The organism is Lacrimispora xylanolytica (genome assembly GCF_026723765.1).
Taxonomy (GTDB): domain Bacteria; phylum Bacillota; class Clostridia; order Lachnospirales; family Lachnospiraceae; genus Lacrimispora; species Lacrimispora xylanolytica.
The window spans coordinates 1,990,838-2,015,080 of the sequence record NZ_CP113524.1; the positions used below are offsets into that span (position 1 = coordinate 1,990,838).

Consider the following 24,243-nt stretch of genomic DNA (forward strand, 5'->3'; position numbering starts at 1 on the left):
GCTCACTTTGCTGCCCGGCGGCAGCGTATCATTATTTATTTGCTTCATTATAATTTATCCCGTGGGATTTGTCAAAGGGTATTTATGAAAAGTTAATTGTCCCATAAAGTTTGTTTTCAAAATTTGGAAAAAAGAAAATGGATTCTATAGTTATAAATACATATAAACTTTTTTGGAAAACTGTAACCGCCCTATGGATTTATCAATATATAAATAATAAAAGAAATCAGTTAGATAGGAGAGAGGGTTTGTCTAAATTCTATCCGTATTTAGGTTATGAAGAAGTTTGCCAGCAAGTCCCCATTCAGTTTCCTCCCCAGCACCAGCCGGCGCAGCCGGGATTAGAAACTCTTATGGATCCTCCCCCGGTATTTGATGATCCGAATTATATTGGCACAGGAAAGCTTATGGACAAAGTGGCTTTAGTTACTGGCGGGGACAGTGGAATAGGAAGAGCGGTATCCATTGCATTTGCAAAAGAAGGAGCTGATGTTTGTATTGTTTATTATGATGAACACGAAGATGCACAAATAACAAAAGCCTATATCGAAGCTCAAGGCCGAAAATGTCTTTTGATATCAGGAGATATCAGGGATGAATCGTTTTGCAGGAGCTCCATAGAAAAAACTGTTTCCGCTTTGGGAGGTCTGGATATTCTGGTTAATAATGCGGGAGTCCAGTTTCCCCAAAATGGTATTGAGAATATACCTATAGAACAGATGCTATTTACATTTGAAGTAAACTTCTTTGGAATCTTTATGATGACGAAGTTTGCCGTGCCTTATCTTACAAAGGGTAGTACCATAATCAGCACAGCTTCTGTCCTGGCCTACACGGGAAATGATCAGATGATTGATTATTCCAGCACGAAAGGAGCGATTGTCAGCTTTACCCGGTCTATGGCCCGTTCCCTGGTATCAAAAGGAATTCGGGTAAATGCAGTTGCACCTGGTCCGATCTGGACGCCTCTTCAGCCAGCGAGCCAGCCGGCAGATCGTATCCCTACCTTTGGATCTAATACCCCAATGAGAAGAGCCGGGCAGCCGGTGGAGCTTGCCCCAACCTATGTTTATCTGGCAAGCAATGATTCTTCTTATGTGACAGGTCAGGTTCTTCATGTAGACGGAGGAGCCAGTATGCAGTCTTAATGCCAGGACATTGAACCATTTTTTACTGTGAAAGATAGGATTAATATCAAGCAAAATGCTCCTCCCTGGAATTAACATTTACCTGAAAAGGAATGTTAGTTGCAGAGAAGAGCAAGAGCTGCCAAATAATCCTTTATGGACCTTTGCTTCTTTCTTAACGGGAGCAGGTAAACATATCAATCCGGTTTAAGGAAATTCCGGCATATGACCAGCCAAATCTTCTGTCCCAACGGAAGCCAGAAACACTGTTACGCCAAACTTGAATGGGGAAGAACCAGAATTCCTGACCATTGCGCATCCAGATATAGGTAAAACGACCAATACAGTAACGAATAGAACCTGCATCTACCATTCTGGTTCCTGAGCGCATCTGCGCCGGTTTCTGGGGTGGTCTGGAAGGAGGTGGGCCCATTGGCATGGGACCGCCGAAATTATTATTAGGGGGTAATGGGGGCATAATATTACATCCTTTTTTGTTATTTATATTAATAATATATGAAGAAGGACGAAAGCAGTTAATGAAAAATAAAATTCATTTTCTCGTATTTTATGGCCTGGAAGGCGTGGGCTCACATCTTGTCTGTGCTTCTCATACAATAAGGTATAAATATAAGAAAAGAGGTGTACTATATGGGCTGTTTTTGGGGTTCTTGTAACAACAATTGGAATCGCCATTGCTGCAATAACTGGAACAATGATTGTAATGGATCAAATGATGATTGTGAAGAAGAGAAAAGAAGAGCTTATTGGAGAGGTTATTGGGATGGTTACCGCCATTGCGGATGCAGATGGGATAATAATAATGATGATGACGACTGTGGATGCTAATATGAAAAGAAGCGGAAGATCTACAGGAGATAGAGACCTTCCGCCCAATAATACGGGTGCTCGCAAACACCTAAGTACTACCTTGTTAGGTATGTACGTTTAATATTATTCAATATTAAAAGAAAATATACCAATCGTCATAAATTATAAAGAGCTGCTGTAACAAGAAATAATGGTGTCGTCGACACCAAAGTTTCTTTTACAGCAGCTCTTTTATAAAATAAAAAATCACACCAAAGGTGTGATTTAAAACTCCCCGAGTAGGACTTGAACCTACGACCCAACGGTTAACAGCCGTTTGCTCTACCGACTGAGCTATCGAGGAATACTTTATTATTATACCCCAAAATTGAGATATGTCAATAAAAAAATAAAAATGCGGGAGATGGGACTTGAACCCACACGATCATACAACCACAAGATCCTTAGTCTTGCCTGTCTGCCAATTCCAGCACTCCCGCGCAACGAAAGTAATCTTATCATGCTTTTTAATTATTGTCAATGTTTTTTGAAAAATATATACAAAAAACAATTTGAAAAAAAATGGAAAAAAGATATTGACATAATAGTGCTTGTATACTATAATAGCTATTGTTGTTGCGAGAGATAACAACGAAATGCAGAAGTGGCGGAATTGGCAGACGCGCACGGTTCAGGTCCGTGTGGTAGCAATACCTTGAGGGTTCAAGTCCCTTCTTCTGCATGAAACCTTACAGAATGTCATGGCTGTTTGGTTTTATAAAATGACGTGCGGGAGTGCTGGAATTGGCAGACAGGCAAGACTAAGGATCTTGTGGTTGTATGATCGTGTGGGTTCAAGTCCCATCTCCCGCATTAATAAAAAGAATCCTTAACAAGGGGTTCTTTTTTTATCCCTATGAGAGAGCATTTAAAAATATAAAAAGTGCTTGATTATTTACTGGAAGTATAGTAATATAATTGTACGAATTGGTTCTCCAATTTATACAATTGATGAGCAGAAGTGGCGGAATTGGCAGACGCGCACGGTTCAGGTCCGTGTGGTAGCAATACCTTGAGGGTTCAAGTCCCTTCTTCTGCATTGAATGCTCCTAAATATAAGAGTGCTGAAAACTTCTGTTTTCAGCACTCTTTCATATTCATACCAGGTTCATAAACCGTATATTGATTGCGGCCGTGTTTTTTTGCGTGATATAGAGCGATATCCGCTTTTTCATACAATTCTTCGAAACTGGTTCCATCCTCTGGAAATGCGGCGGTTCCAAGACTTCCCGATATATGGATTTCCGGTTCCAAGGCACTTGTTATTAAATTGCAGAGATTTTCCAGTTTTGTATATATGTCAATGCTGTATGATACATCCTTTAACAATATAATAAATTCATCTCCTCCCATGCGTCCGAATATATCCTCTCGTCTTAAGGCGGACTTTAATCTGGAAGCTGCTCTATGAAGGGCTTTATCACCAAACTGATGCCCGTAGCTGTCATTTAACTGCTTGAAACGGTCTATATCCAGCATAATGAGAATATGATGAGTAGGGCAGCTTTTCAGTATATGGCGTATGGATCTTATGGCAGTTGCCCGATTTAACAGCCCCGTAAGGGAATCAAGCTCTGAAAGTTCCTGTAGGGAGATGGCTTCCCGTTTGGAGTCATCAATATCCTTGATAAGGATAAATGCCTTAATGGAGTCGTTATAAGGATCACAGACGATCTGTACAGTAGCATTGGCCCAGAAGATACTGCCGTCTGGCTTTACTCTCCGGTGCTCCATATGGAGAGAACGGTTCCCTCTGTAATAATGATGAAGCAGCTGGTCTTTGTTGAAAAATTTCAGATACGCTTCCTTGTCTTCTTCGTAAATAAAATGTTCTGCAACGTATCCCATAATGTCAGAAAACGTATTGGAGGCGTAATCCGGCATATTGCATTTCAACTCTCCGATGATTTCCTCAAACAGGTCAAACTTTATATTGTATTCATAGTAGCCGATACAATTTTTTTTCTGCTCTTCCATGTATTCCATCCATCGTTGATAGGCCAGTTCTTTCTCATATTCATCCGTGATATCCTGATAGGATATAATGCTGCGGACAGGAGACTGTGATTCCCCATATACAAGGGAATAGCGGGTGGAGAACCAGCGGTAATCCCCTCCTGTTTTTAAGCGCACAATGCACTTTCCTTCCCCAGCTCCGTTTTCCATGGTTTGAAAGAACTGTAGAAAATCCTCAATGCTTTCTTTATGTACGATGTCATTTTCAATGAGAAATTCAGGAGATAGAGACTGGGTATAAGGGAATGGAAAATTCCTTGAAAATTCCGGGGTGGGAGAAATGCTTCTGGAAGAAATATCGTAGATGCTGACGAGACAACTGGAATGCTGAGTTGCAAGGCGATATTGTTCTTCTCTGAGCCGCAGCCGTTCCTGGGACTTTTTTATGTCTGTCATGTCGGTAACACAACAGTATAAAAATCCATCCTCTGAGATGTAATTGGCATCCATGGAAAGCCAGGTGCATGTCTCTGCATTTCTGGCTCTGAATTCCAAAACAAACCGATTAATCGTAGTTTTAAGGTGGCTTTGTATTTCATTTACAATTGCTTCGTAATCCGCTTCGCAGACAAGATCATTTAAACATGCGTGCAGACAGAACCAGTCCCTGACCGTCTGGTTACAATAGAAAATTGAAAAAGGCTCCTGGGCTTTTAGCTTCAGTAAGCCGCAGGGAATGCGGTCTAAAAAATATTCTTCGTTCATCGTTCACTTTCTCCCATAAGTGCTTTTTAATATAGAATTGGTCTTATATAAAATATATGAGACATGTTGTAAAAAAATGCAATAATATATTACAAATAAACAAAAAATGTTTTATTTCCAGCTGGGAGTGAAACCGAAAAAAGGATAGCCCGAAAGCTATCCTTTTTAAATGCATGACTATTTTATTTTCTATATAAATAGACCGGACGGCCGCCTTCCATCTTTCTCTCAGGCTCACCCTGAATAAGAGGAAGTGCATAGGCCAAAAAGTCGTCTGTAACATCAGTACCATTTTTGCTAATCCATTCATTTGGAAATAGTTTTTCCTTGTTACAAACTTCGTTTACATCCACGGTAACGCATTCCATGGTATAAGGGGAATCAGCAGTACGCTTAAAAGCGATCATCATTCCTGTTATACCCTCTAATGCAGTTTTTACTCCTTTAATCCCTGCTTGAACAGATTCTTCTATATCAACAGCAGATGCCAGCATTCCACTGCATCTTTGGCTGACATTCAGCTCTATGGAACGTACCTTTACACCGAAACGGTCCCGGACAAAGTTCTCCAGCATCTTACCGCTTCCTGTTAGCATTTTGTGGCCGAAGGTATCCAAACGGGCTTCATCTGCGTATTCACAAATGAATTTACCGTTGGAATCGGAGAGTCCTTCTGATACACAGATAATAATTGAACTTCTTTTTTGCAGAGCAGAATCCACGTCTGATGCGAACTGTTCGAAATCAAAATCTGATTCAGGAAGGTAGATAAGTACAGGATTGTCACCTTCAAACTTTCTTGCCATGGCACTGGCTGCAGTAAGCCATCCAGCATGACGTCCCATCAGCTCTATAATGGTAACGGATTTCTGCTGGTAAACGGAAGCGTCTAAAACAATTTCACGAACGGTATCTGCTACATATTTGGCCGCACTGCCATATCCAGGAGTGTGGTCTGTGAGAACCAGGTCGTTATCAATGGTTTTGGGGATTCCGATAAAGCGGATGTCGCTCTGATGATGGGCTGCATAGCGGGAAAGCTTGCTCACCGTATCCATGGAATCATTTCCACCGATGTAAAAGAAATATCCGATATCCATAACCCGGAACTTTTCAAACAGAGCCGGATAAAATGGAGAAGAAAGATCATCCGGAAGCTTATAGCGGCATGAGCCCAAATAAGCAGCAGGTGTTAATTTTAGTAGCTCCAGTTCCTCTGCGGTCAAGTCATTTGATAAATCCATATAATTCCCGGACATAAAGCCTTCAATGCCGTTGATCATGCCGTAAACTCTGTCGATTTCATCGTGAGCCATTCCTTCTTTAATTATCCCGTAAAGACTTGCATTAATCACAGCGGTAGGGCCGCCGGACTGTCCTACGATTGCGTTTTTCTTCATGTAATATATCCTCCAGATTTGCGTATGCTTTAGGCACGTCTCCTATTCTATAATAGAACGTGTATCTTTGCAACGGTCATTTCCCTATATTTTACCCCTTTTTCGGTCCGGGAGGCGTAAAACCTGTAAGTACTATTGATTTTGGGAGGATGGGAAATGGAGGAAGTAGTAAGAAATGCCCATAAAAAGGGAGGAGCCGGTGAAATGTGGGTTTCACCGGCGAGTTATGAAAAAAAGTTTTTTGTTCAAACAAGTTTTGGGGTTGCTCTTGTTTATGTTTTAAGTATAGAGGAGAGATATGAAAAAAGTTTGTAGAAGTTGTAAATAAACTTTGTACGGCTTGTGAAAAAAGTGTGAATGGAAAATGGTGGGATTTTACAAGTACTGTTAGCGGAGAGATGCATCAGCGGTTGAGATATGATCAGAATTAACTCAAACATTATATGCAGTTTGTTATTGAAATGACTAATGTGTTTCGATTAGTTGTCAGAGTTATCATTCATCTACTTGGATAATAAACTACTCCTTTATCTGCGGTTTAAGCAATTCTTAAATAGCACGATTCTAAATGATTAATAGGTTGCTATATTGCAAGATTACCGTAGGAACAGAGATGGTAGAATGGAAAACCGAAAAGGATGGGGCTGATACTCAAATCTGCAACCGGCGTGTCCGGCATTACATAACCTTCCGGCAGAGCAGGTCTGAGGGGGAAAGGGAAGTATAGGAATTGGTATCTAAACTTATGGAATTGCCCAAATAGACGAGACGGAAGAAGATGGCTTTATTTATATTTATTACTCTGACGCGCTGGAAGTTGAGGCGGATGATAATGAGGGAACAATTAGCTATTAAACCCGAATTTAACGGAGGGAACAAAAATTGACAGTAAAAGAATTTGATGTAGGTCAGACGGTTTTATTCTCAACATGCATGAAGGCAGAAATCGTGAGCCAGAGATCAGAGAAGTAAAGGTAAAAGCAGTAGGTCGCAAATATGTAACCATTGGCAATGGAGATAGGTACGAATCAGAAGAATCCAATCCTTTTGGTTTGATTCAAAATATTGATTATGGTAATAAAGGATTACTTTACCCATCAAGAACAGACGCAAATAATTACATTGAAAAAAGTAGGCTTTCAGTGTGGATCAGCAATATATCGTGGATTAAAAGCAGGAATTATACTTTAGAACAGTTGCGAAAAGTAAAGGAAATTTTTGTCGATTGATTTAGGATTTAGCGGAGGTGGGTTGAAAAATGAAAGACGTAATGTTTAAAGGCAAAGAACAGTTAGAGTAATACAATGTCGATTTAAGTTCACTGTAAAAAAAGAATAGGGGCATTTATCTCCCTATTCTAATTTTACAAACTCAATTTATTCATTTGATTGGTTCAAAATATTGCATCCGACATTTTCGATACAAGATCTAATAGAATTTTCATCCGTTGATGGATTGTATCCAATTTCAATTGAACCCCTTGCAGCATCAATATTGACCATGGAAATTCCTTCAACTTTATCTAATGCATTTTTGAGCTGAGTTTTAATTTCCGAATTCTGTATGCCTGATATATCAAAATGGATTCTGTTCATACAACAATTGCTCCTTTACAGTTTGATTTATTATTACGAAATATTATTAAAAGTCTAAGATTCTTTATCTTTTGAATTATCTGTCTTTAGCCCAAATACGGCACGTGCGCTTTCTGCTTGTGGATTGTGATTAATATGTTTTGAATGAAAAGTACCATCTTCTTTTTTGTGATTTTTAGTACTTTTTTTAGAATTGTCTCTGCTCATAATTTACCTCCTTTTCTCAAGTGTTATTTTAGTATACCGTTTTTCTATAAAACTCATTCTATAAAATGTTGTCAAACAAACCAGAAAATTGAAAGTACATGTTATTTGGTATGAAAGAGTCAATTAATTAAAATGGTAAAAGTATTTGATAGCGCTGTCATTACTTAATAAATGATAACCCATACATTGAACAAAGCAATTAAACTGAAATTTAACGTAATACGAACATTGAAAATTAAATATTGATAGTTAGCAAAATGTGTAGTAGTCTATTCATAAAGATTATTTATATAGTAGACCGCATTCATTACACGCATGGAGATTGGTGGAATAGATATGAAAAAGCATTGGAACGTTGGTATACTTCTTTTTAATGAAGTTGAAGTTCTGGATTTTGCTGGTCCATTTGAAGTTTTTTCAATTGCTTCATATTCAAATTGTCAACAAAAGCCTTTTACAGTAAAGACTGTCGCCCAAACAACAGATTTAATCAGCGCCCGAAATGGTCTAAAAGTTCAACCCGATTTTGATTTTAATAATAGTCCTTCATTTGATATTTTAATTATACCCGGCGGGTATGGAGCAGAGGAAATAGAAATTCACAATGAAATTCTTAAAAATTGGATTAAGATCAGAGCGGAGGAATGTGATATTATCGCATCTGTGTGTACCGGATCTTTTTTATTGGCTGAGACTGGATTATTAGATGGGAAAAGAGCAACCACACACTGGCTGGATATAGATAGACTAGAAAGTGAGTACACGAAAATAAAGGTTCAGCGAGGAGTTAAATATGTTGATGAAAGTAATATAATCACGTCTGGTGGTATTTCAGCCGGAATTGATATGTCTTTTTATCTTCTAAATAGACTTGTCGGAAAGGAAATTGCGATTGCGACAGCTAAAAGAATGGAGTATGATATTAACCTACATAAAATAAAACACTAACTTTCAGTATTATGCTGGTGGATTATAATGTTACTTGTGGTCAATAGAGCAATATTGAAAAGATAATTGGAGGTCCCCATTGGAAACGGTTTCAGTTAAGCTATTGTCTTTAGATGATACAAATAAATTATTTGATTTTGAGGTAGAGAATCGTCTTTACTTTGAAGCTATTGGTTTATCCCGTAGTGAAGCTTATTACGATTACGTATCGTTTGAAGAGATTGTAAAAGATTTAGTAAAAGAACAAGATTTGGGTGTTCATTTTATGTATTTGATAACGAATGAACAGGATGAAGTTGTTGGCAGAATCAACCTTACGGATATTATAAAAGGGCCTTTAAATAAAGCTGAGTTAGGATATCGTATCGGTGAAAAACATCAAGGAAAAGGATATGCAACTTCAGCTGCCAAAGTAATTATTAGCAAGGCCAAAATGGTACACAATTTACATCGAATTGAGGCAGGAACTTCTCCTCAAAATATAGGTTCTCAGATTGTTTTGATTAAAAATGGTTTTCAATTTGTGGGAAAGTATACTCAGTATATTATGACTAAAGAAGGATGGACCGATAGCTTACTATTTGAAAAAATAATAGATTAAGATATTAAATTTGTAGTAATAAAAGTTTATTTCGTTTGCCTTATAATGATGATATGATAAATGCGCCAGTCTTCGGACTGGCGCATTTTTGCAGGTTGGCGATACCTGATTTGGAGCTATTCTTTATTGAACCACAAAATAGTAGCTTCTTTTGCTTCTTTCGTTAAAATATTTGAGTAAACCTCTTCGTGCAGCCATGCCAATGTTTTTTGCTCCAGGTATTTTTTCATTTCGTTCTCCGCTTCATTCATTACGACTTTGATCAGGCAAGGACATTTGGTGTATGAATCTGGGAGATTATTTTTATCTACAAGTATACTGTTCTGCCTGATTTCTGCACATTGAAAGAATGACTCATTTCCTTCTACAGCTTCGACGATATCCCAGAAAGTAATCTCTTTTGGATCCCGGGCCAAGGCATAGCCGCCTTTTACGCCCGGTACGGATTTGATTAGGCCGTTTTTGCTTAATCTGGCATAGACCTTTGATAAATAACTTTCGGATATCCCTTGAAAGGTAGCCAAATCTCTGATACCTACTGATTTATCTTTATCTACATTTATCATATAAAGCAAACAATGCAATGCATATTCAACCCCGACTGAAAATTTCATTCTTTCTCTCTCCTTACAAGTATTAGTAATATCATAATAGAAGAGTCCTGTGAATTCAAGTTTTATATTTTTTAAATAAAAAGAGTTGACATTTTCCTGTTATAGAATTATTATAATTAAAGACAACATATATCGACGATAATATAAGTCTATAAAAGGAGGATATAACAGATGTTTCCAGAAAAATTATTAGAAGTAGTAAAACATGAAGGTGTAGTTTCAATTGTAAGCTGTGCAAATAACGAAGCTCACGTGGCAAATACATGGAATTCTTATTTAGAATTGGTAGATTCCAATAAGGTTTTAATACCGGCTGCCGCAATGATTAAAACAGAAGAGAACACCAAGCTAAATTCTAAGGTTACACTTACTCTTGGAAGTAAAGAAGTAATGGGATATCATCACATGGGAACCGGATTTGTCTTAGAGGGAACAGCCAGGTTTTTAAAAGAAGGGGAGAATTATGATTTGATGTATAAAAAATTCCCATTCTTAACGAGGGTACTGGAAGTTACCGTTGAGTCCTGTAAGCAAACCATATAATTGGGGAACATTTCATGTCCAGAAGAATTGATGATGAGCAATGTATCGGCTGCGGACAATGCCAGAGAGTGTGTCTTGTTGGATGTATTTACCAGGACACAGGAAGAAAAAGAAAAGTTAATGAGACTGAATGTGTGGATTGTGGTGCCTGCCAGATGATATGTCCTAAAAAATGTATTGTTTCTATATGATTGATTCTTTTGAGTCATCAAACGCAGCTAAAAATATGTAACGTTAATGATTATAAGCGGAAGCGGACATAATAAGCGTGTGAATGTAATGGTATTTATACATTTGACAGAGTTTATTGACGTAATGAAAAAGTAAGCTTATAATGAAATTGGTAACATTAACAAGAACTGGCATATCACTACATGCAGAATGTGAGGTAACTATGAAGATAACCATGTACGGAGCAGAGATTTGTCCTGATTGCGTGAAAGCCAAAAAGAATTTAACTGCGCTGAATCATATTGACTTAGAATATAAGAATATCATAGGCGACACGGCTACTTTAAAAGAATTTTTAGCTTACCGCGATCATGATGCCATTTTTCAGGAAATTAAGGAATCTGGAAGGATTGGAATTCCATTTTTTATACTGGATAATGGAGAAAAGACATTTGATATTGGTGAGTATATAGATTTGCCTGATGAAACGGAAGACACAGAAATTCCTGCTTTTTCCTGCTCTATTGACAAAAAAGGACAGTGTTAGTACTGTACAACTAAGCGCTTGGCTTCGGCCTGGCGCTTTTTTTATATAATTACCGCTTATGATTGAGAGAATATAAATGCAGTACAAGCGATTCCTTTTTACTGTGATAGAAGATTAAATACTTCCATAAGATAAGGAATGATTATAAAAGACATGCACTTAAATGAAATAGAATTATATAATAATTTGTAAACTTAATAATTCTAGAAATGCTGATCAATTAGTAACACAATGAAAATGATTTTAATTATAATAAGTAAATGAAGGTATGATGTCGGACTGGTTTAATCGGTGAAACGTAGAATTGATGACGAATTTATCATAGTATCCTATATTTAAAATATAATATTGATAGTTACCATATTTGTTGATAAAATGGTCCTTAGACAACCATTTAATAACAAAATCTCTACATAATGGCGATTGTATCACAGATATCTTTGGAACGAATTCTCCTCGACTTGTTCAATAAGTCCCCAATTTCCTTGATTATATAAAATATTATCTCTGAACCGCACTCAATGAATGCTATAAACAAAAATTTAATATAGAAAAGGAGTCAAACTATGTCAGATTGGACACAAATCCGACCAATTGTTAAGGAGTTGCTGGAAAATGAAAGGAATTCCAACAGTGGAAAGTATAATGGGGAACGATGCTTTATTACTGCGTATCAGCTTGCCGTATTAGTCGCTAAGGAAAATCCGAATCTAAAAGGGAATTTGCCCATTGGCGGCAAGGGCGTTGGCCCGGATAGCTTTTCCAGACAGATAGCCTGGCATTTATCCCAGGAAATAGACGGAGAGTATTTTGAGGGAAAACTTGAAATTGGTTTTTTCAGCCAGCGTGGACTTGACGAGTTTTCCTTTGATGAGGGGCATAAGCCATCATTAAATGAGTTCTCCATGTTTCGGTTACGAGAGGCTTAAATACCATAGTGAAAGGAACGGAATATGTTTCGATATGTACATACGAATTTAATAGCAAAAGACCCGGACAAACTGATTTTATTTTATAAAAAAGTTCTCCATTGCCGGAGCATTGACGAGAAAAGAGACTTAAAAGGGGATTGGGTGGACCGGCTCACTAGTTTGAAGGATTCTCATATCAAAGGGGAACATCTGCTGTTACCTGGTTATGGAGATGACCACCCTACCCTTGAAATATTTTCTTATGATGCACTTAAGGAGTCTGTGGCTCCAGAAATCAATCGTCCCGGGTTCGGCCATCTTGCATTTGAAGTGGCTGACGTGGAAATGACCTTGTCCGAAATTATCCGCGCAGGGGGTGGAACTCTGGGAGAGGTAGTTACAGCAGATTACCCTGACGGTGTGGAGGCAGTTCTTGTTTATGCGAGAGATCCGGAAGGCAATATTATTGAACTGCAAAGCTGGAGAAAGAAAAGAGAACTGTAGAAAAAGAAAGTCAGGAGCTTGATTCATGGAAAAATACGAACTTGGTTTAAAGAAGAAATCATTTTCTCTTTTTTATCGTGGCGGAGAAATTTGGTGTGAGCATCTGGATGCGCTCTATGGCGAAAAAGAGCTTTTAAAGCAAAAGTTTCATCAGGATTTATTGGTAATCGGAAGGCCATCTACCAGCTCTTTTATTATTGTTATTTTAGATGAGTCAGAGGTTGATAACGAGCTATTAGAGATGATTGTTGGGAGCCTGGCTGGTTTAGAGAAGCCGCTTCGTAAAGTGGTATTTGTAGGATTAACATCAAAGATGAAAAGCTATATGAAAAAAAGAAAGACAGATACCAGATTTGTCATGACCTGCATGGATGACTTGGAAAAAGCGAAAGAATGGCTGCTTGAGAGAAAATGATACAGGTGTATAAAAGGACATAATGAAAGGTTATTATGAAAAACGAAGAAATTCTTGAAATAGCAATGCACCAGTCTGCAATTGACAGCAATTGCAGCAGGAATGATTTTATGAGGTCAGAGAACAAGGTTGTACTTTCCGCACAAAACGCCAATGCCAGAAGATATTTAAAATTACCGTTTTCCTGCGATCTGACCTCTTATGGAAATAATGTTGTGGCTTCTGTATCAGAAGAGCTGAAAGAGATTGTAAAAGAGTATATAGAAAAGTATGGTGCTCCCCATTGCTTTGAAACACCAAATCTGCATATTTTAATGGAAAAGCTAAAGCCATTTGATTGTAATGTTTGTTTTATGGCGGAATATTTTTTGCCTGATATGAATTCCCTAAACTCTATTTCCTGTGGGTATGAAACAAAGGTTATGAATCCAGATGAATTCTCAGCATATTATCTATCAAATTGGAGCAATGCTTTATCTGAAAGAAACAAAGAACGAGATAAGCTGGCGGTGGGTGCATTTCACAAGGGCAGACTCATTGGACTTGCAGCCTGTTCCGCAGATTGTGATACCATGTGGCAGATAGGAATTGACGTACTTCCTGAATATAGAAATCAGGGGATTGGTGCCAGTCTTACAAGTAAACTTGCCATTCAGATATTGGAACGAGATATCGTACCTTTTTATTGCTGTGCTTGGTCCAATATAAAGTCGGTAAGGAACGCAATAAAAAGCGGATTTCGCCCTGCCTGGGTGCAGGTGACTGTGAAAGAGAATGGTTTTATTGCGGGAATGAATCGATAAATATTTCCTTGATTTGATTCTATTAACACAGCTACTTAGCCTATGCTGAGAATCAACAGGACGGCTATGAATCTAAATCAAATGTTAGAGAAAAGGTCCAGGGAATAATTGTATTTTTGGAGGAGAAAAATGGACATAAAATACCGTATACCTGTTTTGGAGGATATGGAAAAGGTCAGTGCCCAAATCGCAGTTAGTTATGTTTCCGCTTACAAGGGGCTTATGGATGAAACCTATCTATCCTCCTTAAAAACGGATCATTGGGTGCCGATTTTGCAGGAGAGTGTGAAGGCGGGTGACACTTGTCTTATTGCAGAATCCGCTGGATTAATGATTGGAAGTAGTGTATTTGGCACTGCTTATGATGGGAATGAGCGCTTTGCACAATGGCATGCGTTTTACTTGCTGCCCGAATTCATTGGTTTTGGCATTGGCCACTGGTTCTTTGAAAAGCTTGAAAGAGAGATGATCATGATGGGGTGTAAATATTGTATTCTGGAAGTTTTATCATCTAATAGCCGGGCAATTAAATTTTATCTCTCTCACGGCTTTCATAAATTGGAAACTTTTGATATTGAGGAAAACGGGATGACATTAACCTGTGATTAAATGAGAAAGAACCTATAAAGGAGCTGACGATGACATACGAGATAAGGGAAAATGCTCTGACGGAAAAAGATTTTAACAGACTAAGAGTATCAGCTGGCTGGGGACAACTGTCGGCGAAACAGGGAGAAGAGGCGTTGAAAAACTCTCTGCTTACAATAGCAGTGATGGATGAAGGCCAGGTGATTGGTATGGGACGACTTGTAGGCGATGGAGTATGTATCTGCTATGTCCAGGATCTTGTCATACTTCCCCAATATCAGGGAAAAGGCATTGGGAAAGCCATTATGGAACGATTGATTGCCTATGCAAAAGAGCACGGAGTTTCTGGAACTCATCTTACCTTGGGGCTCTTTGCAGCCAAAGGAAAAGAGGTGTTCTACCAAAAGCTGGGATTTTTCACTCGGCCTAATGAGAACCGGGGTCCTGGAATGGAATTATCCCTGGAGCTTTAGAAGATATATGATAATAATATAATAAAATCTGTGTGAATGAATAAAAAAACTACGATTTTAGGGGGGGTACATATGGATTTAAAATTTGAAAAAGAAGCTCTGTTTTGGATTAACGAGCCAAAGAACTACACAATTAAGGAGACTGAAATTGTAATTGATACGGAGCCAGGAACTGATTTCTGGCAAAGAACGTATTATGGTTTTCAAAATGATAATGCACCAGCATTATTGATAAAAACCAGTGAGCAGTATTTTTCATTTTTAGTGAGAACTGAATTTGACAGCAGGCACCGGTTTGACCAATGCGGTGTCATTGTATATCAAAACAGCGAGAACTGGATTAAGGCTTCCATTGAATATGAAAATGAAACATTTCAAAGATTGGGAAGCGTTGTTACAAATCTGGGATATTCCGATTGGGCAACGACAGACATTCCTGCATCTCAGAAGTATATGTATTACCGGCTGAGCAGGAGAAAACAGGATTTTTGCATGGAAAATTCCTACGATGGAGTAAATTATAAGCAGATGCGCATCGCCCATCTGTTTGAAGGTGACAATGAGATCCAGCTGGGGATCTATGCATGCAGTCCGGAGCATTCAACCTTTAAAGCTGTCTTTACTGAAATTGCTTTTACAGAATGTCAATGGAAAGAGCATAAATAATCAGACACTTTAATCATTTCTTGGTGCTAGTCCTCTGATCTATGGCATATTTTATATTAGAGCATAAAATATCTATAGAGAAGGAGGACAAGTAAATGGACAAGGAATATTGGAAGAGATGGATCAGGGCTGCGGGAATCCGGGCGATTAAAACAATGGCTCAGACAGCCGTAGCCGCCATTGGAACAACCGCGTTGATGTCAGGTGTTGACTGGGTACTGGTAGGCTCCACAGCCGCCCTTGCCGGTATTATGTCCCTGCTCACATCCATTGCGGGACTGCCGGAGTTAAAAGTATAGTATTAAAAAAACAGCCCTTTTGACCTGGGTAAATTCCAGGTTCAAGGGGCTGTTTTCTTGCAGGGGTTAAATTACCATGACCCATTTGCAGGCTTCCATATAAAAAATCAGTTTAAATCTGCATAAGATGCCTCCGATTACGGCTTCACAATCGTATTCCTTTGATGGGATGCCGGAATAATTTTTATCTTCGGTACACTTGATATTTAAAGAAGAGACTGTTTGTATCATTCCGTCCTCACCTTCGAATTTGAAGCTTAAGGGGATAGGGCTGCAGGTAGAAGTAAACCATGCTTTGCAGGCAATGTGATACAGCTTTCCCCGAACTGCACCGCTGTCAATATTTTTTACATTGGTTCCGATCCCGAATTTACCCATATATCTGACCTCTTACATAATAATTTCATTGTTATAATTCACGGTTCTTTTTTCCCGGCTGATTCCTCCGCTCATGTGATCAATAGACCTGGTTTGTACGAAACTGGCTCTTTTGATGCTGTCTGAGCCAAAACGTTTTCTGATCTCGTCAATGGCTTTGTCCAGCCGTTCCAGCTTTTCATAATCCGTTGTATCAAATATGTTTAGCTGGCGGTTGGACTCGCTGGTTACCCGGCTGGTGTGAATGCCTAAGTGGCGTATGGGGACCTTATCCCACATTTCATCAAAGATCTGGCAGGAAGCTTCAAAAATTTCCTTTGTTATATTGGTGGGAGCAGAAAGGGTCTTCTGGTGTCCCAGGTATTCAAAGTTGTAATTTTTAATTCCTACGGATACAACGCCGATTTTTATTCCATCCTCTCTCAGTCTTGCGGATAAGGTCTCTGCCAGAGATAAAAGGACTAATTTGGCTGTATTGGAATCGGTGACATCAAAGGAAATAGTAGTGCTGTTTCCGTATCCCTTGTTAGGCGGTGGGACTGGTTCCACGGCGGAAAAGTCGATCCCATTGGCAAAGGACCAGATAACCTCTCCATGCTTGCCGAAATGATTTTTAAGAATCGTGGGGTCTGTCTGAGCCAGCTCTCCAATGGTCTTGATTCCCAGATTGTGAAGCTTTGAAAAGGTAGCCCGGCCAACGAAAAACAGTTCTGACACGGATAAGGGCCACATCTTAGTCTGGATTTCATGCTTCCATAGTGTATGCACCCGGTAAGGCTTTTTAAAATCCGATGCCATCTTAGCCAGAATTTTGTTGTTGGAGACCCCGATATTTACGGTAAATCCCAATTCCCTGTAAATCCGTTCTTTCATATCCTCAGCAGCTTCCTCTGGTGTTCCAAACAAGGCATCCGTGCCAGTCATATCAACAAAGGCCTCATCGATGGAGTACTGTTCCACCATGGGAGAGTACTGCTTCAAAAGAAGGAGAAAGGCTTCCGAAGATTTTTGATACAGGTTATAATTAGGAGGAACCATAGTGAGGCCGGGACATTTTCTAAGTGCCTCCCAGACGGCCTCTCCGGTTTTAATGTTGTATTTTTTCGCTGGTATGCTTTTTGCCAGAATGATACCGTGTCTTTTTTCTGTGTCTCCGCAGACAGCGGATGGTATTTCCCGCAAATCCAGCTTTCCGCCAAGATGATGAAGCCGGTACACGGCCTCCCAGCTTAAAAATGCCGAATTTACATCAATGTGAAAGATTACTTTATCCATATGACCACCTCTGTTTTTATTATATTCGAATATATGTTCGAATAATAGAGGAAAATTATAGAAAAAATAAAATAAAGAAATAACTTTCATCCATGTCGAGGTTAGTACCATACTTGCTTTCATAGAACCGTATGGTCAGAAAGAAGGGGATGGGGACCAAAAGAAGCGAGATGAACAATATCAAAAAAGGCATTGACAAGAAGAATAAATAATTGTATATTAAGAAAAAGGAAACCGTTTTCCGTAGGAGGCAATTTGATGGTATCTATAAACGATGTGGCGAAAAAGGCAGGAGTAGCAAAATCTACAGTATCTAAGGTTTTAAATAATTATTCTCTGGTGAGCGAAGAGACCAGATTAAAGGTGGAGAAAGCTGTTGAAGAGTTAGGATATGTGCCGAACTCAATTGCCATATCCCTTTCTAAAAAGGAATTTAACCGAGTGGGACTGATTGTTGATATTCGGCATAATAGCCAGTTTGTAGAAGAAATCAATATGCAGCACTTAACAGGAGCTTTTGAAAAAGCAAAAGAATATCGTATAGAAGTGGTGACATTTTTTAGTTCTCAGTTTGAAGAGATGGACTGGAAAGAGGTTACTAATTTTTTGAAATCCCAAAGAATTAATTGTTTAATTATATATAATTTATCTATAGAGAATAAGAACATATATAAGATTATTGAGAAGCAAGAGTTTTTTTGTGTTTTAGTTGATTCTCCAATCACCAATGCAAGAACTTCATCTGTATCTATCGACCACTTTCAGGCGCAGTATGATGTGGCAAAGAAAACTTTTGATGAGAATGACTATATTAATAACGTACTTTATATTGCAGGCGGTGCAGGCGGATACATAACGGACCGAAGGTTAGAGGCCATGAAAAAGCTGCAGGAAGAGTATCATTTTGAACTTATTATAAAGTACGGTGATTTTAATGAATATAAAGCAAGAGAGATTACACAAAAATATGCTTCCAAGATTAATGTGGTTGTATGTGCATCAGACTTAATGGCCATCGGTGCGGTGTTTGCATTGACAGAGATGGATTTATTCCGTCCCGTATGCGGTTTTGATGGCATTCGATTAATGGGATATACCCAAATTGCGATGAATACAGTGAAACAGGATTTTAACAGAAAGTCTAAGCAGGCTTTTGATGAACTCAAGAAATTGCTTAATGGAGAAACAGGAAGACATGTTCTGATACCCTATGAGGTATGTAAAATTAACTATATGGATGTTATTCAAAAATAAGGATAATATCCATATAATTTTTTTGAAAGTACGGAAACCGTTTTCCGTACGAATTGCAACCACATTGTATTTTACAACCAAAAGGAATCTATATGCAAAAAAATAAGTAGAAAAAGGAGAATCTGATATATGAGAGAAGCAGGGATGCTTTTGCCTTTATCGTCACTGCCATCCGATCATGGAGTTGGGGATATGGGCAAGTATAGTTATGAATTAATAGATTTATTAGAAAAAAGTGGATTTCATATATGGCAGATACTGCCGTTAAATCCCTTGGGGTATGGTAATTCGCCCTATCAGCCCTACTCTTCCTTTGCGGGGGATGAGATTTATATCAGCTTGGAAGAGTTGTTTTTAGAAGGATTACTAAAGAAAGAACCGCCCAAGTTTATGGAGCACAGCTCTTGTGTGGATTATGAAAAGGTAAGGGCATTCAAAGGTCTTTATTTAAAGGAGGCATTTGATCACTTCGTACCGACGAAAGAGTATAAGGATTTTGCCGCTCAGGAATGGGTGTACTTATATGCAGTATTTCTTACCTTAAAGAAGCAGAATCACCTAAGATGTTGGAATGAATGGAGCCTGGAACAAAAAGAATGGATCAAAGATAAGAGGTATGATATCTCTGTTTACAGCAATGAAATTAATTATGAGATGTTTGTCCAGTACCAATTCTATAAACAATGGATGAAATTAAAGGGCTATGCCAACAATCACGGCATCAAGATTATGGGGGATATTCCGTTTTATGTAGGAATCGATTCTTTGGATGTATGGATGAATCAAAAATGCTTCTTACTGGATTCAGACGGAAGGCCTGTATTTATCGCAGGGGTACCACCGGATTACTTTAGTGAAACAGGGCAAAGATGGGGAAATCCGGTTTATGATTGGGAGTACTTAAAGGAAACCAACTACAGCTTTTGGATTGATCGTATTGCATATAACAGTAAACTGTTTAATTACATCCGAATTGATCATTTCAGGGCATTTGATACCTATTGGATGATTCCTGCCGCCTGCGATACTGCAGTTGAAGGAAATTGGGCTGAGGCACCTGGTTATGAAGTGTTGGATTTGATTAAAGAAAAATTTCCCCGGCTCGAAATCATTGCAGAAGATCTGGGAAATTTAAGGAAAGAGGTTCATGTATTAAAGAATCATTATCAGCTAAAGGGAATGAAAATTGTACAGTTTACATTTGATCCGATGGAAGATAACAATGACTTTGAAGATGTACGTAATATGGTGATCTATACAGGAAGTCATGATAATCAAACAATTCGTGGCTGGTATGATTCACAGGTGAAAGAAACACAGGCTGCAATCAGAAAAGCGCTAGAGAAGCTTGGTTATAAGGATAAGGCCATTTCAAAGAGCTTTATTAAATTGACCCTTGACAGTATTGCAGACATCGCCATTGTTCCCATGCAGGATGTGATTGACTTAGGAAACAAAGGAAGAATCAATACGCCGGGTACACTGGGTTCCCCTAATTGGGAATGGAAGTTAAAAAGCTATGACGAGTTCAAAAAGGAAATTAGTAACATCAAAGAGCTGATTCAAAACAGTAATCGGTAAGCGTATTTGCTGCTTAGGAAGTAAGGAACGGTGTGAAGTAAGAACTAGAGCACCTAATTTTGTACTTGCAGCTGGAGTCTGGCAAGTATTAGTGAAAGGTATGGTAGTTAGAATGTTAGGAAAATCAGTACAAGATCAATACGGGAAAAAGCTTCAAGAATGCAGCAATGAAGAAATCTACATGGCACTTTTGAAAATGACAAAAAGCATGGCAAATGAAAAGAAAGGGAAAGAGAGTAAGAAGAAGGTCTACTACATATCTGCTGAATTTTTGATTGGTAAGTTATTATCCAATAACTTAATCAACTTGGGAATTTACGATGAGGTAAGAGAGGAGTTGGCTCAGAATGGTAAATCAATTACAGAAATCGAAGATGTAGAGCTAGAACCGTCTTTGGGAAACGGTGGCTTGGGAAGATTAGCAGCTTGTTTTCTGGATTCCATTGCCAGTCTGGGATTAAACGGTGACGGTATCGGTTTGAATTACCACTTAGGGTTATTCCGCCAGTTATTTAAAGAGAATCTGCAAAAAGAAACCACCAATCCATGGCTTACCAAACATAGTTGGTTAACGAAGAGAGACATTTCTTATACGGTTCCCTTCAAAGATTTTTCAGTCACTTCAACGCTGTATGATATTGCAGTAACTGGTTACGAGAATCGTACCAATCACCTTCATCTGTTTGACCTTGATACAGTGGATGAATCCATAGTAGGGACTGGGATTTCCTTTGACAAAGAGGATATCAGGCGAAATCTCACTCTGTTTTTATACCCGGATGACAGTGATGAGAAAGGAGAATTGCTCAGAATCTACCAACAATACTTTATGGTAAGCAATGGAGCTCAGATGATTATTGAAGAATGTGAGAAGAAAGGAAGTTCATTAAAGGATTTAAACGAATATGCGGTAATTCAAATCAATGATACCCATCCCACCATGATTATTCCTGAACTGATCCGTTTACTGATACAAAAGGGAATTGATATGGAGGAAGCAATTGAGATTGTTTCGAAGACCTGTGCTTACACCAATCATACAATCTTAGCAGAGGCCTTAGAAAAATGGCCGATTAGATATTTAGAGAAAGTAGTGCCTCATCTGCTTCCGATTATTGAAGTACTGGATCAAAGGGTCAGAAGTAAATTTGATGATCCGTCCGTATATATCATCGACAAAGAGGAGTGCGTGCACATGGCTCACATCGATATCCATTACGGTTTTAGTGTAAATGGCGTTGCAGCCCTGCACACGGAAATCTTAAAAGAAAATGAACTCAATAATTTTTATAAAATATATCCACAGAAATTCAATAACAAAACCAATGGTATTACGTTCAGGCGCTGGCTCATGCATTGCAATTATCCATTGACCTCCTATATCAGCGAATTGATTGGTGACGGATTTAAAAAGGATGCAGGACAATTGGAGAAGCTGTTGGCGTTTAGAGAAGACAGCAAAGTATTAAATACATTGCTTCAGATAAAAAATGAGAACAAGAAGGTACTAAAAGAATACTTAATGCAGACACAGGGAATTCCGATTAATGAGAATTCCATCTTTGATATTCAAATCAAGCGTTTACATGAATATAAAAGACAGCAAATGAATGCATTGTATATTATTTATAAATATTTGGAGATCAAAAAGGGCAATAAGCCAAAAACACCGATTACAATCATATTTGGTGCAAAAGCAGCTCCTGCTTATATCATAGCCAAAGATATTATCCATCTGATTTTATGTTTGCAGGACTTGATTTCTAAGGATCCGGAAGTAAATCCTTATCTAAACGTAGTCATGGTTGAAAACTACAATGTTACGTTAGCAGAAAAGCTGATTCCTGCATGCGAGATATCGGAACAGATATCTTTGGCCTCCAAGGAAGCCAGCGGTACGGGGAATATGAAGTTCATGTTAAACGGAGCAATTACCCTGGGAACAATGGATGGTGCCAATGTTGAAATCGCAGATTTGGTGGGGGAAGATAATATTTATATCTTTGGAAAATCCAGTGAAGAGGTCATTGCTCATTACGATAAACAAGATTATGTATCAAAGGATTTTTATGAAAATGATGCATTGATTCATAAACTGGTTGACTTTATTGTAAGCGATACCCTAATGCAGGTCGGCAGGAAAGAGAATCTGGAACGTTTACATCATGAGTTTATTTCAAAGGATTGGTTCATGTCCTTACTGGATTTGAGAGAATACATCTCGAAAAAGGAAGAAATCATTGAAGATTATGAAGACAGTGTCAAATGGTCAAAAATGATGTTGGAAAACATCGGCCGCGCTGGATATTTCTCCTCCGATAGAACAATCAGGGGCTATAATCAGGACATTTGGAAGTTATAAGCTTTATAATTTAATGATATTGGTTGTGAATCAATGAAGAAAACTGTTGATTTATGATAGAAACTATGAATGATGAAAATCAAAATTATTTATTAAGGGGAGGTATTTTATGAAGAGAAGTTTTTTTGCCTTACTTATGGTCGCTGCAATGGTAGTATCTTCTTCTGCCTGCAGTAATAATGTTACAAGCAATGGTACAACTCCGGGACCTATGAAGTCAGATACAACCAAAACGGGAGAAGCAGAACCTGTAACATTAAAAATTTGGGCCCCCGAAAATCAAATTCAAACAGGAACCCTGGATTCTATGACAAAATCTTTTCAAGCATTACATCCTGAGTGGAATATTACATTTAATGTTGAAACACAAGGGGAAGATACTTTAAAAGATGAAATATTAAAGGATGTATCAGCTGCCGGTGATGTATTCTTCTTTGCAAGTGACCAGTTAAATGAGTTAATCAATGCAGGAGCTATTGCGAGACTTGGCGGAAGCACAGAAGAAATGGTTAGGTCCACAATGGGTGAATCTGTTGTAAAAACAGTAACAAAAGACGATGCAATCTATGGGATTCCTTTTACTCATAACACATTCATTATGTATTATGATAAATCGTTGTTAAACGCAGAAGACATAAAATCCGTTGAAGGAATTATGGCGAAAGATACAGGCGATAAAGTCTATAATTTCTGCTTTGACCCTGCTGGCGGATGGAAATTAGGCGCCTGGTACTACGGAGCAGGCTTAACAATCTATGGTGAAAGCCAGACCGATTTTGCAGCTGGTGCTAACTGGAATAATCCGACTGGTGTTGCTGTAACAAATTACTTGATTGACTTAATAAATAACCCTAAAACAGCATTTGCAGATGATGTTTCTTTGTCCGAATTAACAGCAGACCACAGAATCGGTGCTTGGTTTGACGGATCCTGGAACTATAATCTTTATAAGGAGGCTTTAGGCGATGATTTAGGTTTGGCAGTTATCCCAACTTTCAATCCAGACGGAAAGAATTATCAGTTAAAAGGCTTCTATGGTTCCAAAGCAATTGGTGTTAACTCTCAGTCAAAAAATCCTGCTGTAGCAGTAGCATTTGCAGCTTATCTCGGGAGTGAAGAGATGCAGTTAGAACGATTTGAAAAAAATGGTCAGGTACCTACCAATCTTAAGGCTGGACAATCTGAAGAATTACAGGCGGATGAAGTGGCAAAGGTTATCGTAGATGAAGTGAATACAGCATCTGTTATGCAGCCTACATCCGTAGAATTTACCTCAAAATACTGGTCTAATGCGGTTGGCATTGCAACTGAAATTAAAACTGGTGAGCTAAACAAAGAGAATGTACAGAAAAAATTAGATACATTTGTAGCTACATTAAAGGTAGAATAA

The 24,243-nt window shown here is 38.4% G+C and carries 29 protein-coding genes and 5 tRNA genes; 24 read left to right on the forward strand and 10 right to left on the reverse strand.

Features of this window, described 5'->3' with window-relative positions:
- The first annotated feature begins 248 nt into the window (after positions 1 to 248).
- Complete coding sequence (locus OW255_RS09345) at positions 249 to 1,148, forward strand: SDR family oxidoreductase (RefSeq protein WP_268116420.1); 900 nt, start codon at positions 249 to 251, stop codon at positions 1,146 to 1,148.
- 154 nt (positions 1,149 to 1,302) lie between these two features.
- Here OW255_RS09345 and OW255_RS09350 read toward each other — a convergent pair whose 3' ends face one another.
- Complete coding sequence (locus OW255_RS09350) at positions 1,303 to 1,605, reverse strand: hypothetical protein (RefSeq protein WP_024836175.1); 303 nt, start codon at positions 1,603 to 1,605, stop codon at positions 1,303 to 1,305.
- A 246-nt stretch (positions 1,606 to 1,851) separates the two neighbouring features.
- Between OW255_RS09350 and OW255_RS09355 the strand changes: the two genes are divergently transcribed.
- Positions 1,852 to 2,079 carry a hypothetical protein gene (locus OW255_RS09355; RefSeq protein WP_268116421.1) on the forward strand — a complete coding sequence of 76 codons (228 nt, stop codon included), beginning with the start codon at positions 1,852 to 1,854 and terminating at the stop codon, positions 2,077 to 2,079.
- Positions 2,080 to 2,228: 149 nt separating this feature from the next.
- Here OW255_RS09355 and OW255_RS09360 read toward each other — a convergent pair.
- Positions 2,229 to 2,301 (reverse strand) — tRNA-Asn (locus tag OW255_RS09360).
- Between the two features lie 52 nt (positions 2,302 to 2,353).
- A tRNA-Leu gene (locus OW255_RS09365) sits at positions 2,354 to 2,437 on the reverse strand.
- A gap of 158 nt (positions 2,438 to 2,595) precedes the next feature.
- On the opposite strand from OW255_RS09365, the gene OW255_RS09370 reads away from it, so the two are divergent.
- From OW255_RS09370 to OW255_RS09380, 3 genes are all read left to right on the forward strand, one after another.
- Positions 2,596 to 2,679 (forward strand) — tRNA-Leu (locus OW255_RS09370).
- A gap of 47 nt (positions 2,680 to 2,726) precedes the next feature.
- Positions 2,727 to 2,810, forward strand: a tRNA-Leu gene (locus OW255_RS09375).
- Positions 2,811 to 2,952: 142 nt separating this feature from the next.
- A tRNA-Leu gene (locus tag OW255_RS09380) sits at positions 2,953 to 3,036 on the forward strand.
- A gap of 41 nt (positions 3,037 to 3,077) precedes the next feature.
- Here the strand turns inward: OW255_RS09380 and OW255_RS09385 are convergent.
- Both OW255_RS09385 and OW255_RS09390 read right to left on the reverse strand, forming a co-directional pair.
- Entirely contained in the window at positions 3,078 to 4,718 is a 1,641-nt protein-coding gene (locus tag OW255_RS09385; RefSeq protein WP_024836173.1) for a sensor domain-containing diguanylate cyclase, read from the reverse strand.
- Positions 4,719 to 4,900: 182 nt separating this feature from the next.
- Positions 4,901 to 6,118 (reverse strand): 6-phosphofructokinase, encoded by a 1,218-nt coding sequence (locus OW255_RS09390; protein ID WP_268116422.1) that lies wholly within the window; start codon positions 6,116 to 6,118, stop codon positions 4,901 to 4,903.
- A 156-nt stretch (positions 6,119 to 6,274) separates the two neighbouring features.
- Here OW255_RS09390 and OW255_RS09395 point away from each other — a divergent pair, with 156 nt between their 5' ends.
- Together OW255_RS09395 and OW255_RS09400 are read left to right on the forward strand one after the other, a co-directional pair.
- Positions 6,275 to 6,433 (forward strand): hypothetical protein, encoded by a 159-nt coding sequence (locus tag OW255_RS09395; protein ID WP_155857725.1) that lies wholly within the window; start codon positions 6,275 to 6,277, stop codon positions 6,431 to 6,433.
- Between the two features lie 614 nt (positions 6,434 to 7,047).
- On the forward strand, positions 7,048 to 7,347 hold the full coding sequence (locus OW255_RS09400; protein WP_268116423.1) for a beta barrel domain-containing protein: 300 nt from the start codon (positions 7,048 to 7,050) through the stop codon (positions 7,345 to 7,347).
- A gap of 147 nt (positions 7,348 to 7,494) precedes the next feature.
- Here the strand turns inward: OW255_RS09400 and OW255_RS09405 are convergent, their stop codons facing one another.
- Both OW255_RS09405 and OW255_RS09410 read right to left on the reverse strand, forming a co-directional pair.
- Entirely contained in the window at positions 7,495 to 7,713 is a 219-nt protein-coding gene (locus tag OW255_RS09405) for a heavy metal transporter (RefSeq protein WP_024836170.1), read from the reverse strand.
- A gap of 54 nt (positions 7,714 to 7,767) precedes the next feature.
- Entirely contained in the window at positions 7,768 to 7,920 is a 153-nt protein-coding gene (locus OW255_RS09410) for a CPC_1213 family protein (RefSeq protein WP_197029651.1), read from the reverse strand.
- Positions 7,921 to 8,256: 336 nt separating this feature from the next.
- Here OW255_RS09410 and OW255_RS09415 point away from each other — a divergent pair, with 336 nt between their 5' ends.
- Both OW255_RS09415 and OW255_RS09420 read left to right on the forward strand, forming a co-directional pair.
- Entirely contained in the window at positions 8,257 to 8,868 is a 612-nt protein-coding gene (locus OW255_RS09415; RefSeq protein WP_024836169.1) for a DJ-1/PfpI family protein, read from the forward strand.
- Between the two features lie 79 nt (positions 8,869 to 8,947).
- A complete protein-coding gene (locus OW255_RS09420) occupies positions 8,948 to 9,469 on the forward strand; it encodes a GNAT family N-acetyltransferase (protein WP_024836168.1) in 522 nt (173 codons plus the stop codon).
- Between the two features lie 116 nt (positions 9,470 to 9,585).
- Here the strand turns inward: OW255_RS09420 and OW255_RS09425 are convergent, their stop codons facing one another.
- Positions 9,586 to 10,083 (reverse strand): Rrf2 family transcriptional regulator, encoded by a 498-nt coding sequence (locus OW255_RS09425; protein ID WP_024836167.1) that lies wholly within the window; start codon positions 10,081 to 10,083, stop codon positions 9,586 to 9,588.
- Positions 10,084 to 10,254: 171 nt separating this feature from the next.
- Here OW255_RS09425 and OW255_RS09430 point away from each other — a divergent pair, with 171 nt between their 5' ends.
- The 11 genes from OW255_RS09430 (at position 10,255) to OW255_RS09480 (ending at position 16,003) form a co-directional block, all read left to right on the forward strand.
- Positions 10,255 to 10,626, forward strand: coding sequence for a pyridoxamine 5'-phosphate oxidase family protein (locus OW255_RS09430; RefSeq protein WP_024836166.1), 372 nt, complete (start codon positions 10,255 to 10,257; stop codon positions 10,624 to 10,626).
- Between the two features lie 14 nt (positions 10,627 to 10,640).
- Entirely contained in the window at positions 10,641 to 10,817 is a 177-nt protein-coding gene (locus tag OW255_RS09435) for an indolepyruvate ferredoxin oxidoreductase subunit alpha (RefSeq protein WP_081752290.1), read from the forward strand.
- A gap of 203 nt (positions 10,818 to 11,020) precedes the next feature.
- Positions 11,021 to 11,344, forward strand: a complete 324-nt coding sequence (locus OW255_RS09440) for a glutaredoxin (RefSeq protein WP_024836165.1) — start codon at positions 11,021 to 11,023, stop codon at positions 11,342 to 11,344.
- A gap of 566 nt (positions 11,345 to 11,910) precedes the next feature.
- The gene (locus tag OW255_RS09445) at positions 11,911 to 12,273 is read left to right on the forward strand and encodes a hypothetical protein (protein ID WP_024836164.1); all 363 of its coding nucleotides are present in this window, start codon (positions 11,911 to 11,913) and stop codon (positions 12,271 to 12,273) included.
- 24 nt (positions 12,274 to 12,297) lie between these two features.
- Positions 12,298 to 12,759, forward strand: coding sequence for a VOC family protein (locus tag OW255_RS09450; RefSeq protein ID WP_268116424.1), 462 nt, complete (start codon positions 12,298 to 12,300; stop codon positions 12,757 to 12,759).
- Positions 12,760 to 12,784: 25 nt separating this feature from the next.
- Complete coding sequence (locus OW255_RS09455; protein ID WP_024836162.1) at positions 12,785 to 13,174, forward strand: hypothetical protein; 390 nt, start codon at positions 12,785 to 12,787, stop codon at positions 13,172 to 13,174.
- Between the two features lie 35 nt (positions 13,175 to 13,209).
- On the forward strand, positions 13,210 to 13,977 hold the full coding sequence (locus OW255_RS09460) for a GNAT family N-acetyltransferase (protein ID WP_024836161.1): 768 nt from the start codon (positions 13,210 to 13,212) through the stop codon (positions 13,975 to 13,977).
- Between the two features lie 165 nt (positions 13,978 to 14,142).
- On the forward strand, positions 14,143 to 14,586 hold the full coding sequence (locus OW255_RS09465; RefSeq protein WP_268116425.1) for a GNAT family N-acetyltransferase: 444 nt from the start codon (positions 14,143 to 14,145) through the stop codon (positions 14,584 to 14,586).
- A 29-nt stretch (positions 14,587 to 14,615) separates the two neighbouring features.
- Entirely contained in the window at positions 14,616 to 15,038 is a 423-nt protein-coding gene (locus tag OW255_RS09470; protein ID WP_268116426.1) for a GNAT family N-acetyltransferase, read from the forward strand.
- A 72-nt stretch (positions 15,039 to 15,110) separates the two neighbouring features.
- Positions 15,111 to 15,704 carry a DUF1349 domain-containing protein gene (locus OW255_RS09475; protein WP_268116427.1) on the forward strand — a complete coding sequence of 198 codons (594 nt, stop codon included), beginning with the start codon at positions 15,111 to 15,113 and terminating at the stop codon, positions 15,702 to 15,704.
- A gap of 95 nt (positions 15,705 to 15,799) precedes the next feature.
- The gene (locus OW255_RS09480) at positions 15,800 to 16,003 is read left to right on the forward strand and encodes a holin (protein ID WP_268116428.1); all 204 of its coding nucleotides are present in this window, start codon (positions 15,800 to 15,802) and stop codon (positions 16,001 to 16,003) included.
- 66 nt (positions 16,004 to 16,069) lie between these two features.
- On the opposite strand, the gene OW255_RS09485 is transcribed toward OW255_RS09480, so the two are convergent.
- Both OW255_RS09485 and OW255_RS09490 read right to left on the reverse strand, forming a co-directional pair.
- Positions 16,070 to 16,381, reverse strand: coding sequence for a hypothetical protein (locus OW255_RS09485; protein ID WP_026890762.1), 312 nt, complete (start codon positions 16,379 to 16,381; stop codon positions 16,070 to 16,072).
- A 12-nt stretch (positions 16,382 to 16,393) separates the two neighbouring features.
- On the reverse strand, positions 16,394 to 17,656 hold the full coding sequence (locus tag OW255_RS09490) for a Y-family DNA polymerase (RefSeq protein ID WP_268116429.1): 1,263 nt from the start codon (positions 17,654 to 17,656) through the stop codon (positions 16,394 to 16,396).
- 258 nt (positions 17,657 to 17,914) lie between these two features.
- On the opposite strand from OW255_RS09490, the gene OW255_RS09495 reads away from it, so the two are divergent.
- From OW255_RS09495 to OW255_RS09510, 4 genes are all read left to right on the forward strand, one after another.
- Positions 17,915 to 18,910, forward strand: a complete 996-nt coding sequence (locus OW255_RS09495) for a LacI family DNA-binding transcriptional regulator (protein ID WP_268116430.1) — start codon at positions 17,915 to 17,917, stop codon at positions 18,908 to 18,910.
- A gap of 129 nt (positions 18,911 to 19,039) precedes the next feature.
- Positions 19,040 to 20,491, forward strand: coding sequence for a 4-alpha-glucanotransferase (malQ, locus tag OW255_RS09500; protein ID WP_268116431.1), 1,452 nt, complete (start codon positions 19,040 to 19,042; stop codon positions 20,489 to 20,491).
- 112 nt (positions 20,492 to 20,603) lie between these two features.
- On the forward strand, positions 20,604 to 22,853 hold the full coding sequence (locus OW255_RS09505; RefSeq protein ID WP_268116432.1) for a glycogen/starch/alpha-glucan phosphorylase: 2,250 nt from the start codon (positions 20,604 to 20,606) through the stop codon (positions 22,851 to 22,853).
- A 109-nt stretch (positions 22,854 to 22,962) separates the two neighbouring features.
- Positions 22,963 to 24,243 carry an extracellular solute-binding protein gene (locus OW255_RS09510; protein WP_268116433.1) on the forward strand — a complete coding sequence of 427 codons (1,281 nt, stop codon included), beginning with the start codon at positions 22,963 to 22,965 and terminating at the stop codon, positions 24,241 to 24,243.